Source organism: Mycolicibacterium arseniciresistens, from assembly GCF_030519285.1.
Classification (GTDB): Bacteria; Actinomycetota; Actinomycetes; order Mycobacteriales; family Mycobacteriaceae; genus Mycobacterium; species Mycobacterium arseniciresistens.
On the sequence record NZ_JAUMSQ010000029.1, the window covers coordinates 21,303 to 42,001 of the forward strand.

At 71.5% G+C, this 20,699-nt stretch carries 1 protein-coding gene (only partly in view); it reads right to left on the reverse strand.

Going from position 1 to position 20,699, the window contains the following annotated elements:
• Window positions 1-20,699, reverse strand: part of the annotated coding region (locus tag Q2100_RS07055) for a non-ribosomal peptide synthetase (protein WP_302913419.1) (this coding region is incomplete at its 5' end). The annotated region continues 8,511 nt past the right edge of the window; 20,699 of its 29,210 annotated nt are in view.

The window sequence follows — 20,699 nt, forward strand, 5'->3', positions numbered from 1 at the left end:
TCACCTGACCCGTCGCAGGCGACGCCCGCGGGAGTCGACGGATCCGGCCTCGGCCGGGCCGAGGGGCAGGGCCCGCTTGAGTCGGTCCCCGTAGGTGGCCAGCGTCTCCGCGGTCAGCATCTCCTCGTGCGTGCAGTCGACCGAGTGCACGGTGATGTTGCCGGCGACATGAGGGCTCCAGGCCCGCAGGATCTCGGCGCTCCTGTCCTCACCGGTTCCCTGCGCACCGAACAGCACCATGTCGCCGCCGAAGACACCCGGTTCGTGCGCGCGGTAGGACTCGATGTTGGCGGTGCCGTTCCGGATGATCCGGTCGACGAGCTCCTTGTAGCGGGAGAACACCGCCTCGCCCTGCAGCCGCAGCATCACCTCGATCTGCTCGTTGCTGACCGACTCGTCCAGCCCCGCGTTGCTGATCTGATAGAAGCGCGCGAGTTCGTCCCGCACGTGCTTCATGCCGAGGATCTGATTCGGCGACGCGAGCCGGCCGTCGAGCTCGGGCTGGGCGTCCAGGACGATCAGGCGCGCCACCTCGCAGCCGCGCCGTTCGAGCTCGACGGCCAGTTCGTGTGCCACCACGCCGCCGTAGGACCAGCCGAGCAGGTGGTACGGCCCCGCGGGCTGCATCTGCTGGATCCTGTCGGCATAGGTTCTCGCCATGTCGGGAATCGACCCGGCGGCGTCGTCGTCTGTCTGCTGGATCCCGACGATCGGGCAGTCGAGATGCCGCCCGAGCACCTGATAGGGCCAACTCAGCCCACTCGCGGCATGGACGCAGAACAGCGCGGCGCCGCTGCCCTTCTTCAGGGTCTGGATCGGGACGACCTCCTGCGAGGAGTCGGGGCCGGTCCGTAGCTGCTGACGCAGACCCGCGACGGTGGGCGCCTCGAACACGGCCGGTATCGAGATGTCGGCGTCCAGGCTGCTGTTGACCGCGGCGACGAGGCGCATCGCCGACAGCGAGTCCCCGCCGAGGTCGAAGAACGAGTCGTCGACACCGACGCGCGGCACTCCGAGCACCTGCTCGAAGATCCCGACCAGGACCTCCTCGATTGTGTCGGCGGGGGCACGGTACTGCCCCGCGGTGTACTCGGGTGCGGGCAGGGCCCTGGTGTCGAGCTTGCCGTTGACCGTGAGCGGTATCGCATCGAGCACCACCACCGCCGCAGGCACCATGTACGAGGGCAGCCGTTGCGCCAGCCGAGCCCGGATGTCACCGGGATCCAGTGCACCGGAACGCGATTCGGTGACGTACCCGATCAGGCGGGTGACGCCGGCGCTGCCGTCGTGGGCGACCACAGCCGCCTGCTCCACCCCGTCGAGCCCGGTGAGTGCGGACTGCACGTCGCCCAGTTCGATCCGGAAGCCGCGGATCTTGACCTGCTCGTCGGAGCGGCCCACGTAGCGCAGTTGCCCGTCGTCACCCCAGCGCACCAGGTCGCCGGTGCGGTACATCCTCAATCCCGAAGCGACCCCGGGACTCCCGAACGGGCAGGCGACGAACCGCGATCCGGTCAGGCCGGGCCGGCGCACATAGCCCTGCGCGACACCGGTACCCGCGATGTACAGCTCACCGACCACGCCCGCGGGCACCGGCCGCAGCCAGTCGTCGAGCACGAACAAGGCCGCTCCGGCGATCGGCGCACCGATGGGCGCAGGCCCCGACTCCGCCGTGAGTGGCGTGCTCATCGACGCGTAGATGGTGGTCTCGGTCGGGCCGTAGGCGTTGACCATCACCCGGCCCGGCGCCCACCGGTCCACCACCTCCGCCGGACATGCCTCACCGCCGACCAGCAGCGCCGTCGAGTCCAGGCCGCTCGGCGAGAGCATCCCCACCGCCGACGGTGTCTGGGTCAGCACGTTGACCTGCTCGTCGATCAGAAGTGCATGGAACTCCTCCGGCGATGCGGTGACCTCCTCACCGACGACGACCAGCCGGCCACCACCGAGCAGCGCCCCCCAGATCTCCCAGACCGAGAAGTCGAAGGCGTACGAATGGCACTGTGTCCAGACCTGTCCCGGTGGGAGGCCGGCGTCCAGTGAGCCCAGCAGCGCGGTGATGTTGCGGTGGGTGATCGCCACGCCCTTGGGGACGCCGGTGGTCCCTGAGGTGTAGATGATCTGGGCGACGTCGTCCGGTGCGGGCATCGGCGCGGCGCCGTGCCAGAAGCCGATGCCCCAGTCGTCGACCGGATCGTCGACGTCGATCACCGCGACATCGTGGGCCGCCACCCGTGAGCGCAGCTCCGCGGTGGTGATCACCGCAGCAGGCGCGGCGTCGTCGAGCATGAAGCCGATCCGCGCGTCGGGGTGCATCGGATCCATCGGGACGTAGGCCGCGCCGGATTTGAGCACCGCCACGATCGCGACGACCGCCTCCGCGCACCGGGGCATCAACAACCCGACACACTGTCCGGCGTCGACCCCCCGGCCCACCAGCATCCGCGCCAGCCGGTCCGATGCCACATCCAGTTCGCGATAGGACATCGAGCGCCCGCCCGCCGACACCGCCACGGCGTCCGGCGTCCGTGTCACCTGCGCCGCGAACACCACCGGCACCGAGACTCCGGCCGCCGCCTGGCGGGTGAGTGTCGCACGGTTGCCGACCTCGTCCAGCCGCGCACGCTCGGTGTCGGCCAGCACCTCGACCGACGACAACCGCCGCCCCGGGTCACCGGCCATCGCGGCGAGCACGCGGCGCAGCCTCTCGAGGATCTCGCCGATGCTGGCGTCGTCGAACACCTCGGCGTCGTACTCGATCCGGAACCCGATCTCATTGCCCGGCTGGGCTTCCACCGTCAGCGGGTAGTGGTTGTTCTCGTGGTGGGTGAACTCGCTGATGACCAGCTCGTGCTCACCCGCCACCACGCCGGCGTCGACCGGGTAGTTCTCGTAGACGAACAGCGTGTCGAACAGCTGGTCGTGGCCCGTCGCGCGGTGGATGTCGCTGAGCGCCAGGTGTTGGTGGTCGAGCAGGTCGTTGTGCGCGTTCTGCAGTTGGTCGAGCAGATCGGCGACGGTGGTGGCCGGCGTGATCCTCGCCCGCACCGGCACGGTGTTGATCATCAGACCCACCATGGACTCCGCGCCCGCCACCTCCGACCGGCCGGATGCCGTGGTGCCGAACGCTACGTCGTGCCGGCCGGTCAGCGAGGACAACAGCATCGCCCAGGCTGCCTGCAGCACGGTGTTCACCGTGGTGTGGCAGGAGCGGGCCAGCTCGCCGAGCGCATCGGTGATCTGCTCCGACACCCGGTACGAACTCACCCCGCGCGGGCCGGCATGGGTCTGTGCCGCGACCAGCGTCGGAGTCGCGAAGCCGTCGAGCGCCTCGCGCCATGCCGCGCGGGCGGCCTCGACGTCACGATCGGCGAGCCAGCTCACGAACCGGCGGTACGGCGGCGCGGCGGGCAACCGGTGTCCGTGGTAGCCGGCGAATATCTCCCCGAGCAGGATCGGCAGCGACCACCCGTCGACCACGATGTGGTGGAAGGTCAGGACCAGCCGGTGCCGGTTGCCCGGCCTGCCGATCAGCGCCGCCCGGACCGCGGGCCGGTAGGCCAGGTCGCACACCTTGGCCCGCTCGTCGGCACACAGCTGTGCGATCTCGGGCTCCGGGTCCCGGTCGTCGCCCCGCAGATCGAGGTACCGCCACGCCATCACGGGGTCGGCGGGGATGATCTGCACCGGTTCGTCGAACTCGTCACAGAAGCGCGCGGCCAGGTGCGGATGCCTGTCGACGACGGCGTGCACGGCATCGCTCAACCGCTCGGGATCGAGCGGGCCGACGATGGTGAAATCGAGTTGCAGCGCATAGATGTCGTCGTCGGGGCGCGCGGTGGCGGCGTGGAAGAGCAGGCCCCGCTGCAGCGGTGTCAGCGGCAGGATGTCGGCGGCCCCGTACTGCTGCTGCACGAGGTCGATCTGTTGCTGGTCCAGTTGGGCCGGGACGATGTCGGACGGTGTCAGGCCGCCGCCACCGGAGCTCACATGCGCGCAGATCCCGGCCAGCGCCTCGAACCAGAGCCGGCTCAGCCGGCTGACCTGGTCGTGGTCCAGTGCCGACGGCGCCCACGTCCAGGAGGCCTGCAGCCGCGGCCCGGCGTCGGTGTCCATGGTCACCGCGTTCAGTTCCAGCGTGTGCGGCAACGGCATCGGCACCGCCGCGGCCGCACCGGTGAGCGACAGCCCCTCCTGGGAGATCCGCCACAGGTCGTCGGAGAGGTCGCCTCCCGAGACGCCGATCCGGCCCAGGTAGTTGAAGCCGACGGTGGGGTCGGCCGTGTTCAGACCGGCCTCCGGATTCAGGTAGCGCAACAGGCCGTAGGTGAGGACGTCGGGCAGGGCGCGGAGTTGTTCCTTGGCGGCCTTGACCGTCGCCCCCAGCGCCGCGTCGCCGGCGCTCACCTGCGCCCATGACAACCCGCCCGGCGTGAGCGCCACGGGGTACTTGGTGGTGAACCACCCGACCGTGCGCGACAGGTCGACGTCATCGGCGAGTTCCTCTGCGCGCCCGTGTCCTTCGACGTCGACGGCGACCGGGGCCGAGCCGGTGCCCAGCAGTTCGGAGACCGCGAGACCGAAGGCGATCAGCAGGATGTCCTGGACTCCGGCGTGGAACGCCGCGGGTACGTCACCGAGCAAACCGCGGGTGGTGTCGGCGTCCAGCGCCGCCGAGAGGTGCCCGGCGGTGGCGAAGGTGTCGCGCTCGGGCTGTACGGCGGGCAGCATGGCCGGGGTCTCGGCGATCCGCCGCCAGGCGGCGGCGTGGCCCGCGACTTCTGCGGTGCGGGCGTGCTCGACCAGCAGCCGGGACCAGCGCAGGAACGACGTCCCGCCGGCAGGCAGCTCCACCGGTTGGCCACCGCGGTGCTGCGCCCACGCGATGTTGAGGTCTTCCAGCAGGATCCGCCAGGACACCCCGTCGATGGCCAGGTGGTGCACGATCAGCGCGAGCCGGCCGGTGGACGTCGCCCACAGCGCGCTGAGCATCGTCCCGGCGGCCGGGTTCAGTCGGGCCCGCACCGCGGTCATCGCGTCGTCGGTGAGTTGGTCGACGGTGTGCAGGCAGCTTCGCGCGTCGACCGAGCCGGGATCGGGCACGTGGATCGTCCAGACGCCGGAGTCGCCGTCGGCGGCGCGCAGGCGCAGGGTGGCGTGCCGGTCCAGCAGGGCCTGCAGCACCACCACGACGTCGTCCTCTGTGACTCCGGCGGGAGCCTGCAGCACCATCGTCTGGTTGAACTCGTCGACCGGGCCGTGCACGCTGTTCAGCCAGCGCATGATCGGCGTGGGCACCACCGGTCCGACACCCTCGTCGACCTCGACGGCCGAGCCGTCGGCCTGCGTGGCCACCCGGGCCAGCCTCGCCACGGTCTGTTCGACGAAGACGTCGCGCGGCCGGCACAGTATTCCGGCCGCCCGCGCCCTCGCGACCACCTGCATCGACAGGATGCTGTCGCCGCCGAGTTCGAAGAACGAGTCGTCGACACCGACCCGCTCGACGCCCAGTACCTGTGCGTAGATGCCTGACAGGATCTCCTCCACCGCGTCGGCCGGGGCGCGGTATTCCTCGACGGTGTACTGCGGTGCGGGCAGGGCGCGGGAATCGAGTTTTCCGTTGACCGTCAGCGGCAGCGTGTCGATCGCCACCACCGCCGCGGGCACCATGTAGGCGGGCAGCACCTGCATCAGCAGGTTCCGTGCCTCCGCGAGATCGACTGCGCCGGCCGCGGACTCGATCACATAGCCGACGAGGCGCCGGTCGCCCGGGCGGTCCTCGCTCACGGTCACCACCGCTTGCTCGACGCCGGGCAGTCCGGCGAGTGCGGTCTGGATCTCCCCCAGCTCGATGCGGTATCCGCGGATCTTCACCTGCTCGTCGGCGCGGCCCAGGTACTGCAGTTGCCCGTCGGCTCCCCACCGCGCGAGATCACCGGTGCGGTACATCCGCATTCCGGACGCGCCGAACGGGCATGCCAGGAAACGTGATCCGGTCAGACCGGGGCGCCGCCAGTAGCCGGCGGCCACACCGGCGCCTGCCACGTACAGCTCGCCGACGACACCCGCGGGCACCGGCCGCAGCCACCTGTCGAGAACGAACAGCGCGCCGCCGGGCACCGGTGAGCCGATCGGCACCACCCCGGTCCCCGCGACCAGGGGCCGGCTCATCGCGGCGTAGATCGTCGCCTCGGTCGGCCCGTAGGCGTTGAGCATCACCCGCCCCGGGGCCCACCGCTCCACCACCTCCGTCGGGCAGGCCTCGCCCGCCACCACCAGCGCGGTCGACTCCAGACCGTCCGGTGTCAGCATCCCGACGGCCGAGGGGGTCTGGTGCAGGACGCTGACCTTCTCGCCGACCAGCAGCTCGTGCAGATCGTCGGGCGCGGCCACCATCTCCTCCGGCACCACCACCAGCCTGCCGCCGTGCAGCAGCGCACCCCAGATCTCCCACACCGAGACGTCGAAGACCAGCGAGTGCCACTGCGACCACACCTGCCCCGGTCCGGTGGGCAGGTCGGCGTGCAGCGTGGCCAGTAACCGGGTCAGGTTGCGATGCGTCACCGCAACACCTTTGGGGACGCCGGTGGTGCCCGAGGTGTAGATCAGGTACGCCAGGTCGTCGGGGCCGGCCGCACGGGCACGCGCCGGGGAGCCGGTCGCGGCCGGAGCGGGAGCTGCGACGTCGACGACGGCGATTCCCGAGCCCTCCAGCCGGTCCCGCAGATCTGCCGTCGTCACCGCGGCGACGGGTTCGGCGTCGGTGAGCATGAACTGCAGTCGCGCCGCGGGCAGCGCCGGGTCGATCGGCAGGTACGCCGCGCCCGTTCTGAACACCGCCAGGATCGCCATGATCGCGTCCGCGGAGCGCGGCAACAGCAGCGCCACACATCGTCCGGGTCCCGCGCCCTCGGCGGCCAGCGCCGACGCCAACCGGTTCGCGGCGTCGTCCAGTTCGCGGTACGTCATGCTGCGGCCGGCGCCGCTCAGCGCGACGGCATCCGGTGTCCGGGCCGCCTGTTCGGCGAAGAGTTGCGGCACCGGTACCGGCGAGGCCACCTGCTCGGTCAACACCGCACGGTGACCCCAGTCGTCGAGGCGTCGGCGTTCGCCCTCGTCCAGCAGGTCGGCCGACGACACCCTGCGGGTGAGGTCGGCGGTCATGGCCTCGAGCACCCGCCGCAGCCGGGCCACGAGGGTCTCGATGCTCCGCGCGTCGAACACGTCGGTCCGGAACTCCACGTTCCCGCCGATTCCGGCGCGGGCGCCGTCCTCGGTCCATCGTTCGGCCAGTGAGAACACCAGATCCATGCGTGCGGTGCGGGTTTCCGCGGGCAGCGGCGTCGCCTCCAGGTCCCCGAGCGCCAGCCCGGCACCCGGGTCGCCCGCGAAGTTCTGCCAGGCCAGCATCACCTGCACCAGCGGATGGTGGGCCATGCTGCGCGCGGGGTTGAGCCGCTCGACCAGCACCTCGAACGGAACGTCCTGGTTTTCGTAGGCGGCCAGACTGCGGCGGCGCACCTGTGCCAGCACCTCGGCGAACGTCAGGTCGTCGGTGAGGTCGACGCGCAGCACCAGGGTGTTGACGAAGAAACCGACCAGGTCGTCGAGGGCGGGATCGCGGCGCCCGGCGATCGGGAAGCCCACCGCGACATCGGGACTGGCGCTCAGCCGCGAGCAGAGCACCGCCAGCGCCGCCTGCATCACCATGAACGTGGTGGCCTTGTTGTCCCGGGCCACCCGGGCGACCGCGTCCTGCAGTTCGGCCGGCCAGTCCACCGGGACGGCGGAGCCGCGGTGGTCGGCCACCTGGGGGTAGGGCCGGTCGGTGGGCAACTGCAGGCGCTCGGGCATGCCGGCCAGGGCCTGCTGCCAGTAGGCCAGTTGCGCGGCGATCGAGCTCTCGCTGTCGTCGAGGTCACCGAACTGCTCGCGCTGCCACAGTGTGTAATCCGGGTACTGGACCGGGAGTTCGTCCCATTCGGGGCGCCGCCCGGCGCACCGGGCGGCATACGCCTCACCCAGATCGCGCACCAGCGGGGCGATCGACCAACCGTCGGCCGCGATGTGGTGCACCACGGCGACCAGCAGGTGCTCATCGCTGTCGACGTGGAACAGCTTCGCGCGCAGCGGTATCTCGGTGGCCAGGTCGAAACTGTGGCAGACGGTTTCCGCGACAACGGAATCGAGCCGGTCCCGGGACCAGGTGGCGGCGTCGACGACCTCCCAGCCGAAGTCGGCCCAGCGGGCCGGCAGCACGAGCTGCTGAGGCACTCCGTCGGGCGCGGCGATCAGGGTGCGCAGGCTCTCGTGGCGGCCCACCACGTCCGTCAGCGCCGCTGCCAGCGCCTCGGTGTCCACCCGCCCGCGCAGTCGCAGCGCCACGGGCATGTTGTACATCGGTGAGGGGCCCTGCAGCTGGTCGATGAACCAGAGCCGGTTCTGGGCGAACGACAACGGCAGCACGTCGGGCCGCTCGACGCGGACCAGCGGCTTGCGCCCTGCGGCCTGTCCGTCGAGCCGGGACACCAGTTGCGCCACCGTCGGCGCGTCGAACACCGTGCGCACCGAGAGTTCGGACCCCAGGGTGTCGTTGACCGCGGAGATCAGCCGCATGGCCGAGACCGAGTCGCCGCCGAGGTCGAAGAAGGAGTCGTCGACGCCGACCCGGTCGAGGTCGAGGACCTGTGCGTAGATGCCCGCCAGGATCTCCTCGGTCGGGTTGCCGGGGGCGCGGTAGCGGTCTCCGTCCCGGTACTCCGGCGCCGGCAGCGCGCGGGTGTCGAGCTTGCCGTTGACGGTGACCGGCAGCGCGTCGACGACGACGACCGCGGCGGGCACCATGTACCCGGGGAGCCGCTCGGCCAACTTCGCGCGGGTCTGGGCCGTGTCGATCGACCCGGTGGCGTAGCCGACGAGGCGCTTCTCGCCCGGGCTGTCCTCGCGGGCGATGACGACCGCCTGCTGGACGCCGTCGAGTTCGGCCAGGGCAGCCTGGATCTCACCGAGTTCGATGCGATAGCCGCGAATCTTGACCTGGTCGTCGGCGCGCCCGATGTATCGCAGCTGTCCGTCGGGGCCCCAGCGGACCAGGTCCCCGGTGCGGTACATCCGATCCCCGGCCGCGCCGAACGGGCAGGGCAGGAATCGCGAAGCCGTGAGCCCCGCGCGATTCACGTAGCCCATGCCCACGCCTCGCCCGGCGACGTACAGCTCGCCGACGACGCCATCCGGTGCCGGTCGCAGCCACTGGTCGAGAACGAACAACGCCGCCCCGTGCACCGGCGCACCGATCGGTGGCGCCTCGTGCCCCGGGGCCAGCGGAGTGCTCCTGGACACCCACATGGTGGTCTCGGTGGGGCCGTAGACGTTGACCATCACCCGGCCCGGCGACCATCTCGTCACGGTCTCCACCGGGCATGCCTCCGCGCCGACCACCAGGCTCGACACATGTTCGAGGTCCTGCGGGTCCAGGCCGCGCACCGCCGACGGCGTCTGGGTCAACACCGTGACCTGTTCCGCGCTCAGCAGCTGATGGAAGTCCTCGGGTGAGCGCGTCACCGCATCGGGCACGACGACCAGTCGGCCACCGTGCAGCAGCGCACCCCAGATCTCCCACACCGAGAAGTCGAAGGCGTAGGAGTGGAACTGCGTCCACACCTGGTCGGCTGACAGCTCGAAACCCACATCGAGGGCGTCGAACAGCTGCACCACGTTGTGGTGGCTCACCGCAACGCCTTTGGGCATGCCGGTGGTGCCCGAGGTGTAGATCACGTGGGCGATGTCCTCGGGCGACGGACCCGGCAGCGCACTGCTGGGGCGGGTGGCGATGCGGGGGTCGTCCACCCAGATCACCGGCAGGTCGCCGGTGAACGTGTCGGCCAGGTCTGCGGTGGTGATCGCCGCGACCGGCCGGGCGTCGTCGATCATGAACGCGACCCGCGCCGCCGGATGGGCGGGGTCTATCGGCACGTAGGCCGCCCCGGATTTCAGCACTGCGAGGATCGCGGTGATCGCGTCCGCCGACCGCGGCAGTAGCAGCGCGACATACCCGCCGGGGCCCGCCCCGAACTCGATCAGCATGTGCGCCAACCGGTTCGACGCCTCGTCGAGCTCACGGTAGGTCATCGACCGCGCACCACACGAGACCGCCACCGCGTCAGGCGTCTTCGCCGCCTGGGAGCAGAACACCGCCGGAATCGTCACCGGCGTGCAGGGCTCCGTCAGCACCGAACGGTGGCCGACCGCGTCGAGGTGCGCGTGCTCGGCGTCGTCCAGCACGTCGATCTTCGTCGGCCGCAGGGCCGGATCGGCGGTCATCGCCTCCAGCACCCGGCGGAACCGGTCGACGATGCCCGCGATGCCCGCCGCATCGAAGACCGCGGTGTCGAACTCGACCCGCAGGCCCAGTTCGTCGCCGGGCAGCGCCACCACCGAGAGTGGATAGTGGTTGTGCTCGTGGCTGGCCACCTCGGTGACCGCCAGGTCGTGTGCGCCGGACAGCGCCGTGGCGTCGACGGGGTAGTTCTCGTAGACGAACAGCGTGTCGAACAACTGGTCGTGGCCGGTGATCCGGTGGATGTCGGTCAGCGGCAGATGCTGGTGCTCGAGGGTGTCGGTGTGGGCGCCCTGCAGTCGACCGAGGAGGTCGGCGATCGTGGTCGTCGCCGAGATGGTGGCGCGCACCGGCACCGTGTTGATCAGCAGGCCGACCATCGACTCGGCGCCGGCGAGGTCTGCGGGCCGGCCCGAGACGGCGACGCCGAACGCCACGTCGTTCTGACCGGTCAACCACATCAGCATCTGCGCCCACGCCGCCTGCAGCACCGTGCTGGCGGTGGTGCGGCAGGTGCGGGCCAGCTCGCCGACGGCGTGCGTGTCGGCGGCGGACAGCCGGAACCTCTCGACCTCGCGGGCACTGCGCGCCGTCCTCATCCCGGGACCGACCAGTGTCGGGGTGTCGAACCCGTCGAGCACCTCACGCCAGGCGGCGCGGGCGCCCTCCACATCGCGCCCGGCCAGCCAGATCATGAATCGGCGGTAGGGCACCGCCGGCGGCAGCGGCTGCCCGTAATAGCCGGCGAAGATCTCCTGCAGCAGGATCGGCAGCGACCAGCCGTCGAGCAGGATGTGGTGGTTGGTGAGCACGAATCGGTGCTCGTCGTGCGCGGTGCGCACCAGGGCGGCGCGGAAGGCCGGATCGTCGCCGGGGTCGACCACCGCGGCCCGTTCGGCGGCGAGGAGCCGGTGCATCCGGCCGTCGGCGTCGCCGCCGTCGAGTTCGACGTAGCGCCAGGCGGCGCGTGCCTCGGCGGGCAGGATCTGCACCGGCTCGTCGAACTCGCGGCAGAACGTGGCGACCAGGTGGGGATGACGCCCGACCAGCGCCTGAACCGCGGCGTGCAGGCGGTGCCTGTCGAGCGGTCCGCGCAGGCCGATGTTCAGCTGCACCGCGTACAGATCGTCGTCCTGCGCCGCGCCTGCGTGGAACAGCAGTCCCCGCTGCAGCGGGGTGAGCGGCAGGATGTCGGCGATGTCGTGCCGCTGCTGCAGTTCGTCGATCTGCTGCCGGCTCAGGCGCGCGGGTGCGATGTCGGACGGTGTCAGACCGCCGCCACCGGACCGCACGTGTGCGCAGATGCCTGCCAGTGCCTCCGACCACAGTCGGCTCAGCCGGTCGACCTGGTCGTGATCGAGGACCGACGGCGCCCACGTCCAGGTCGCCTGCAGGCGCGGGCCTGCGTCACCGTCGAGGGTCGCGGCGCCCAGCGACAGGGTGTGCGCCAGTGGCATGGGCACCGCCGCAGCGGCATCCGTCGGGATCTCCTGGTCGACCCGCCACAGGTCCTCGGAGAGCCCCGCCGCGCCTGCGCCGAGGCGGCCCAGGTAGTTGAACCCGATCGTCGGGTCCGCACCGGCCAGGTCGACATCCGGGTTGAGGTAGCGCAGCAGGCCGTAGGTGAGGCCGTCCGGTAGGGCGCGGAGCTGTTCCTTCGCGTCCTTGACGGCGGCGCCCAGCGCGGCATGGCCGCCGGTGACCTGCGCCCACGGCACGTCGCCGACCGCGAGTGCCACCGGGTGCTTGGTGGTGAACCACCCCACCGTGCGGGACAGGTCGACGTCGTCGCCGAGTTCCTCCGCACGGCCGTGGCCCTCGACGTCGATGGTGACCGGGGCGTCGCCGGCGCCCGCGAACCTCGCCACCGCCAGTGCCAGGGCGATCAACAGGATGTCCTGCGCTCCGGCGTGGAACGCCGCGGGCACCTCACCCAGCAGCATCCGGGTGGTCTCTGCGTCCAGCGACGTGGACAGGTGGCCTGCGGTCGCGTAGGTGTCGGTCGCGGGTCGAAGCGCAGGCAGCACCGCGGGGGTGGCCGCCACCTGCCGCCACACCTGCGCCTGCGCCGCGACCTGCGGGCTGTGCGCGTGCTCGGCGAGCAGCTTCGACCACCGGACGAACGACGTCCCGCCCCCGGGCAGGGCCACGGGTTGACCGGCGCGGTGCTGCGCCCAGGCGATGTTGAGGTCTTCGAGCAGGATTCGCCACGACACGGCGTCGACGGCGAGGTGATGGATCACCAGCGCGAGCCGGCCTGTGCCGGGCACCCACAGCGCGCTGAGCATCGCACCGGCCGCCGGGTTCAACCGCGACCGCGCCTCCACGAGAGCCTCGTCGGACAGCCGCTCGACCACGTGCACACACCGGCCGGCGTCGACCGCACCCGGCTCGGGCACGTCGAGCGACCATCCGCCTGCGCCGTCGTCGTGGACGGACAGCCGCAGCGCGCCGTGCCGGTCGAGCAGCGCCTGCAGCACCACGTCGACGTCGGCACGGATGACCCCTGCCGGGGCCTGGACGACCACGGTCTGGTTGAACTCGTCCACCGGACCCTCGACGGTGTTGAGCCACGCCATGATCGGGGTGGGCGCCGCCGTGCCGACGCCGTCGTCGGGCGGGCGGATGTCCGCCGTGGCGATCGTGGCGACCCGCGCGAGCCGGGCCACCGTCTGCTCGACGAAGATGTCGCGCGGCCGGCAGGTGACACCCGCCGCGCGGGCGCGCGCGACCACCTGCATCGACAGGATGCTGTCCCCGCCCAGGTCGAAGAACGAGTCGTCCACGCAGACGCGGTCCAGGCCGAGTGTCTGTGCGTAGATGCCCGCGAGCAGTTCCTCGACGCTGTCGGTGGGTGCGCGGTAATGGCCGGCGTCGAGGTACTCCGGTGCGGGCAGCGCCTTAGTGTCGAGTTTTCCGTTGACGGTCAACGGAAGTGCGTCGAGCGCCACCACCGCGACGGGCACCATGTAGGCGGGCAGCCTCTCGGCCACCGCCGCACGCACGGCGGCGGGGTCGGCCTCGCCGGTGACGTATCCGACGAGGCGCCTGTCGCCCGGACGGTCCTCGCGGGCCACCACGGCCGCCTGCTCGACGCCGTCCACCGCGGCGAGCACCGCCTGCACCTCGCCGAGTTCGATGCGGTAGCCGCGGATCTTCACCTGTTCGTCGGCGCGGCCCAGGTACAACAGCTGACCGTCGGGACGCCAGCACACCAGGTCGCCGGTGCGGTACATCCTCAGTCCGGGACCGTCTCCGGTCCCGCCGAACGGGCAGGCGACGAAGCGCGACGCGGTCAGGCCGGAGCGACGGCGATAGCCCTGTGCCACACCGGCACCCGCGACGTACAGTTCGCCCGCGACGCCGGTGGGCACCGGCCGCAGCCACTCGTCGAGCACGAACAGTGCCGCTCCTGGAACCGGCGAGCCGATCGGCACCCCGGATCCCGGCACCAGTGGCGCGCTGATCGCCACGCACATCGTCGTCTCGGTGGGACCGTAGGCGTTGAGCATCACCCGCCCGGGCGCCCACTGCTCCACCACGTCGGGTGGGCAGGCCTCCCCGACCACCACCAGCGCCGCGGACTCCAGACCGGCACGCGGCAGGGCCGTCACGGCGGACGGCGTCTGGGTCAGGACGTCGACACCTTCGCCGACCAGCAGGGCATGCAGATCCTCCGGCGACGTCGCCACCTCCTCGGGGACGACGACCACCCGCCCGCCACGGAGCAGGGCGCCGAAGATCTCCCACACCGACACGTCGAACGCCAGCGAGTGGGCCAGCGGCCACACCCCGGCGGGCGGGAGGCCGGCATCGAGCGTTTCCAGCAGCTGGGTCACGTTGTGGTGAGTGACCGCAACACCTTTGGGCACCCCGGTGGTGCCGGAGGTGTAGATCAGGTACGCGACGTCTTCGGGTGCGGGCCCGGGCATCGCGTCCGCCGAACCCAGCCCGGCCACGGGGTCGTGCACGTCGACGATCGGCAGACCGCACCCGTCGAGCCGCGACCGCAGGCCCGCGGTGGTGACCACCGCGACCGGTGCCGCGTCGGCGATCATGAAGTCGCACCGGCCGGCAGGCACCGCGGCGTCGATCGGCAGGTACGCCGCACCGGTCTTCAGCACCGCCATGATCGCCACGACCGCCTCGGCCGAACGGTCGAACAGCAGCGCCACACACTCCCCCGGCCGCGCCCCGTGTTCGATCAGCTTGTGCGCCAATGAGATCGCGGCATCGTCGAGTTCCCGGTAGGTCAGCGCCCGCGCGCCCGCACTGATCGCGACCGCCTCGGGTGACCGCAGTACGTGTTCGGCGAACAACGCCGGGATCGTGACCGGCCTCGGCGCGGGGCGCGTCAGCGCCGCCTGGTTGCCGAACTCGTCGATTCGCGCGTGCTCACCCGCGTCCAGCACGTCGATCGCCGACAACGGCGCCGCCGGGTCGCCGGTCATCGCCGTCAGCACCCGCTGCAGCCGGTCGACGAGTGAGGCGATGGTGCCTGCGTCGAACACGTCGGTGCGGAACTCGACCGTTCCGCCGATCCCCGCCGCTTCACCACCGTCGGCGAAGTGTTCCGACATCGACAGCGTGAGATCCATCCGGGCGCTGTGGGCGGACGTCGGCACCTCGGACACCTGCAGGTCGCCCAGCGTCAGCCCGCCGGCTTCGTCGTCGGTGCTTCCCGGCGCGTTCTGCCAGGCCAATGCCACCTGGACCAACGGGTGATGACTGAGGGACCGGGCGGGGTTCAGCCGCTCGACGAGCACCTCGAAGGGCACGTCCTGGTTCTCGTAGGCGGCCAGGCTGCGACGGCGGACCTGGTGCAGCACCTCGGCGGCGGTGGGGTCGCCGGAGAGATCGACGCGCAGCACCAGGGTGTTGACGAAGAACCCGACCAGCTCGTCGAGTCCGGGGTCCCGCCGCCCCGCGATGGGGAAGCCGACCGCGACGTCGGTGCCCGCGCTCAGCCGCGACAGCAGCACGGCCAGGGCCGACTGCACCACCATGAAGCTGGTCGCATTGTGCGCGCGTGCGACGTCGCGCACCGCCGCGTGCAACTCGGCCGGCCACTCCAGTGCCACGGTGGCGCCACGCTGATCGGCGACCGACGGGTACGGCCGGTCCGTAGGCAGGTGCAGGCGTTCGGGCATCCCGGCCAGCGCTTCCTGCCAGTAGGCCAGCTGACCGGCGATCCGGCTGTCGACGTCGTCGAGGTCGCCGAACTGCGTGCGCTGCCACAGGGTGTAGTCGACGTACTGCACCGGCAGCCGTGACCAGCCGGGTGCATTTCCCGCGCAGCGGCTCTCGTAGGCCTCGCCCAGATCGCGGACCAGCGGGACGATCGACCATCCGTCGGCGGCGATGTGGTGCAGCACGCCCACCAGCAGGTGCTCGTCGTCGCCGATGCGGAACAGCCGGGCGAACAGCGGGATGTCGGTCTCGAGGTCGAAGCTGCGACTCGCGGTGCCGGCGACCGCCTCCTGCAGCCGGGCCGGAGACCAGGTGCTCGCGTCGATGACGTCCCACCCGAAGTCGGCCTGCCCGGGCGGCAGCACGACCTGTCGGGGGACTCCGTCGGGCGCCGAGATCCGGGTGCGCAGGCTCTCGTGCCGGTCGACCACGTCGGCCAGTGCTGCGCTCAGCGCGCCGGCGTCGAGGCGTCCACGCAGGCGCAGCACCAGCGGCATGTTGTAGACCGGTGAGGGTCCCTGCAACTGGTCGAGGAACCACAGCCGGGACTGCGCGAACGACAGCGGTATCACCGCCGGTCGGTCACCGGCCACCAGGGGATCGAGTCCCTTCCCGCCGACGGCGATCCGCGGCGCCAGTTGCGCCACCGTCGGCGCCTCGAACAGCGCGACGACCGGAAGGTCGGCACCCACACCGGCATTCACCGCCGCGACCAGCCGCATCGCCGAGAGCGAGTCACCACCGAGGTCGAAGAACGAGTCGTCGACACCGACCCGCTCGAGGCCCAGTATCTGCGCGTAGATCCCGGCCAGGATCTCCTCGACCGCGTCGGCGGGCGCACGGTACTGGTCGGCGGTGTACTCCGGAGCGGGCAGGGCGCGGGTGTCGAGCTTCCCGTTGACGGTGAGCGGCAACGCCTCGAGGACGACGATCGCAGCGGGCACCATGTAGCCGGGCAACCGCTCAGCCAGCGCAGCCCGCACGCGGGCGGGGTCGATTGCCCCGGAACGGGATTCGGTGACATAGCCGACGAGGCGTTTGTCCCCGGGGCGGTCCTCCCGTGCGATGACCGCCGCCAGGTCCACCCCGTCCTGCCCGGCGAGCGCGGTCCGGATCTCCCCGAGTTCGATGCGGTAGCCGCGGATCTTGACCTGCTCGTCGGCGCGACCGAAGTACCGCAGCTGGCCGTCGGCACCCCAGCACGCCAGGTCGCCGGTGCGGTACATGCGGGTGCCCGGCGAACCGAACGGGCACGCCGGGAACCGCGATGCCGTCAGTTCGGATCTGCCGAGATAGCCGGCGCCGACGCCTGCACCGGCGACGTAGAGTTCGCCGACCACTCCGGCCGGCACCGGTCGCAGCCACTCGTCGAGCACGAACAGTGCGGCACCGGGGACGGGCGAACCGATGGGCACCACACCGGATCCCGGCTTCAGGGGCGCGCTGATCGCCACGCACATCGTGGTCTCCGTCGGCCCGTAGGCGTTGATCATCACCCGCTCCGGCGACCACCGGTCCACCACCTCGGCCGGGCAGGCCTCACCGACCACCACCAGCGCCGCCGGATCCAGACCCTGCTGCGGCAGGGCGGCCACCGCCGACGGCGTCTGGGTCAGCACACTCACACCCTCGGCGACCAGGAGCGCGTGGAAGTCCTCCGGTGCGGCCACCACCGCCTCGGGCACCACGACCAGCCGGCCACCGCGCAGCAGTGCACCGAAGATCTCCCACACGGACACGTCGAAGGCCAGAGAGTGACACAGCGGCCACACCCCGGCGCGCGGCAGCCCGGCGTCCAGGGTCGCCAGCAGCTGCGTGACGTTGCGGTGGGTGATCGCCACACCCTTGGGCACCCCGGTGGTGCCCGACGTGTAGATCAGATAGGCGATGTCGTTCGGGGTGGCGCCGGGGGCCTGCGGCGCCACGGCGGGCCGATCGCGCAGCGACGCGTCCTCGACGTCGACGACCAGGGCGTCGCATCCCTCGAGCCGGGACCGCAGATCGTGGGTGGTGATCATCGCGACGGGCGCGGCGTCGGCGAGCACGAAGTCCACCCGCGCCGCAGGCACCGCCGGGTCGATCGGCACGTAGGCCGCCCCGGTCTTGAGCACCGCGAGGATGGCCACCACCGCTTCGGCACGGCGCGGCAACAGCAGCGCCACATACCGCCCTGGCCCGGCGCCACCCGCGCCGAGCAGGTGCGCCAGCCGGTTCGACGCCTCGTCGAGCTCCCGGTACGTCCACGACCGCTCACCACAGCTGACGGCGACCGTCTCCGGTGCGCGGGCCGCGTGCTCGGCGAAGATCGACGTGATCGACGACGGCCCCGGTGTGGCCCGGGTGAGGGTCGCGCGATTCGAGAAGGCGTCGAGCCGGGCACGTTCGCCGGCATCGAGCAGTTCGATGTCCGACAGCCTCCTGCTCGGGTCGGCCGCGATGGCCCGCAGCACCAGCTGCAGCCGGTCGGCGATGGCCCCGACGGTGCCCGCGTCGAACACGTCGGTCCGGAACTCGACCGTCCCGCCGATCCCGGCGGGGGCACCGGCCTGGGTCCAGCGTTCCGCCAGCGAGAACACCAGGTCCATGTGGGAGACCTGGGCGTCGAGCGGCACCGACGCGACGCGCAGCCCGTCCAGCGCCAGTCCGGCCGCCGGGTCGTCCTGGCCGGCGAAGTTCTGCCAGGCGAGCATCACCTGCACCAGCGGGTGGTGGCTGAGGCTGCGGGTGGGGTTGAGCCGTTCGACGAGGACCTCGAAGGGCACGTCCTGGTGCTCGAAGGCCTCCAGGCTGCGGGTGCGCACCCGGGTCAGCAGATCGGCGACCGTGGGGTCGCCGGTGAGGTCGGTGCGCAGCACCAGGGTGTTGACGAAGAAGCCGACCAGCTCGTCGAGAGCCGGGTCGCGCCGCCCGGCGATCGGGAAGCCCACCGCCACATCGGGATTGGAGCCGAGCTTCGACATCAGGGCGGCCAGTGCGGCCTGGACGACCATGAAGGTGGTGGCGTTGTGCTCGCGGGCGATCTCGCGTACCGCCTGCTGCAGGTCTGCAGGCCAGTCCACGTCGACTGCGGCACCGCGATGGTCGGCGACCCGGGGGTAGGGGCGATCGGTGGGCAGCTGCAGCCGCTCGGGCATGCCGGCCAGCGCATCCTGCCAGTAGGCCAGCTGCCCGGCGATGCGGCTGTCCTCGTCGTCGAGACGGCCGAATTGGTCGCGCTGCCACAGGGTGTAGTCCGAGTACTGCACCGGCAGCCCCGCCCATGCGGGGTGCTGCCCGGCGCTGCGACCTGCGTAGGCGACGGCCAGATCGCGCACCAGCGGCGTCAGTGACCAGCCGTCCGCGGCGATGTGGTGCACCACGGTGACCAGGACGTGCTCGTCGTCGGCCACGCGGAACAGGGCCGCCTGCAACGGGATCCGGTTCGCCAGGTCGAACGGCCGGCGTGCTGTCTCCTCGACGGCGGCGGTCAGTCGGTCCGCAGGCCATCCGGTGGCGTCGACGATCCGCCAGCCGAGGTCGGCCCGCTCGACGGGGAGGATCACCTGGTGCGGTGTTCCCGCGGTCGCCGGGAACGTCGTGCGCAGGCTCTCGTGGCGGTCGACCACGTCGGCCAGCGCCGCGGCCAGCGCGTCGGCGTCGAGCCGGCCGCTCAGGCGCAGCGCCGCGGCCATGTTGTACGCCGGCGACGGTCCCTGCAGCTGGTCGATGAACCACAGCCGGTTCTGCGCGAACGACAGCGGGATCTCCGCCGGCCGCTCACCGGCGACCAACGGCTCGAGCCGGTCCGCGCCCGTGCCGATCCGCGGCGCGAGTTGGGCCACCGTCGGCGCCTCGAAGACGGTGCGCACCGCGACGTCGGCGTCGAGCGCGGCGTTGACGGCCGAGATGAGGCGCATCGTGGTCAGCGAGTCGCCGCCGAGGTCGAAGAAGGAGTCGTCGACACCGACCCGGGGCAGGTTGAGCACCTGGGCGTAGATGCCCGCCAGGATCTCCTCGGTCGGTGTGGTGGGGGCGCGGTAGTGGTCGGCCTGCTGGTAGTCGGGGGCGGGCAGGGCGCGGGTGTCGAGCTTGCCGTTCACCGTGACGGGGAGGACGTCGAGGACGACGACCGCGGCGGGCACCATGTAGGACGGCAACCGGTCGGCGAGCATCGCGCGGGCCCGGGCCGGCTTGACCGTGCCGGTGGTGTACCCGACGAGGCGTTTCTCGCCGGGGGTGTCCTCGCGGGCGACGACGACGGCCTCCTGCACGCCGTCGAGTTCGGCAAGGGCCGCCTGGATCTCGCCGAGTTCGATGCGGTAGCCGCGGATCTTGACCTGCTCGTCGGCGCGCCCGAAGTATCGGAGCTGCCCGTCGGTGCCCCAGCACACCAGGTCGCCGGTGCGGTACATCCGCGTCCCCGGCGCTCCGAACGGGCACGCCATGAACCGTGACGCGGTCAGCCCGGGCCGCCGCCAGTACCCGATCCCGACGCCACGGCCGGCCAGGTACAGCTCCCCGACCACTCCGGCGGGCACCGGCCGCAGCCATTCGTCGCACACGAAGAACGCCGCACCGGTGACCGGCGACCCGATCGGCGGCGCGCCGGACCCCGCCGCGAGCGGGGTGCTCTTCGACGCCCACATGGTGGTCTCGGTGGGGCCGTAGACGTTGACCATCACCCGGCCCGGCGCCCAGCGGTCGACTGTCTCCACCGGGCAGGCCTCCGCCCCGATCACCAGCGCCGCCACCCCGTCTAGGCCGTCGGTGTCGAGTCCCCTGACGGCCGAGGGTGTCTGGGTCAACACCGTCACACCCTCGGAGGCGAGCAGCCGGTGGAAGTCCCGCGGTGACCGGGTCTCCGCGTCGGGCACGACGACCAGGCGCGCACCGTGCAGCAGGGCCCCCCAGATCTCCCACACCGAGAAGTCGAAGGCGTAGGAGTGGAATTGTGTCCAGACCTGCTCGGCGGACAGCTCGAAACCGACCTCGAGGGTGTCGAACAGCTGCACCACGTTCTGCTGCGTGACGGCAACGCCTTTCGGGGCGCCGGTGGTGCCGGACGTGTAGATGATGTGCGCGACGTCCTCCGGCGCGGGGCCGGGAAGCGCGGTGGCCGGCTCCGCGGCGATGCGGTGATCGTCGACGCCGATCACCGGCACGCCGCAGCCGGCCACCGCGTCCCCCAGACCCA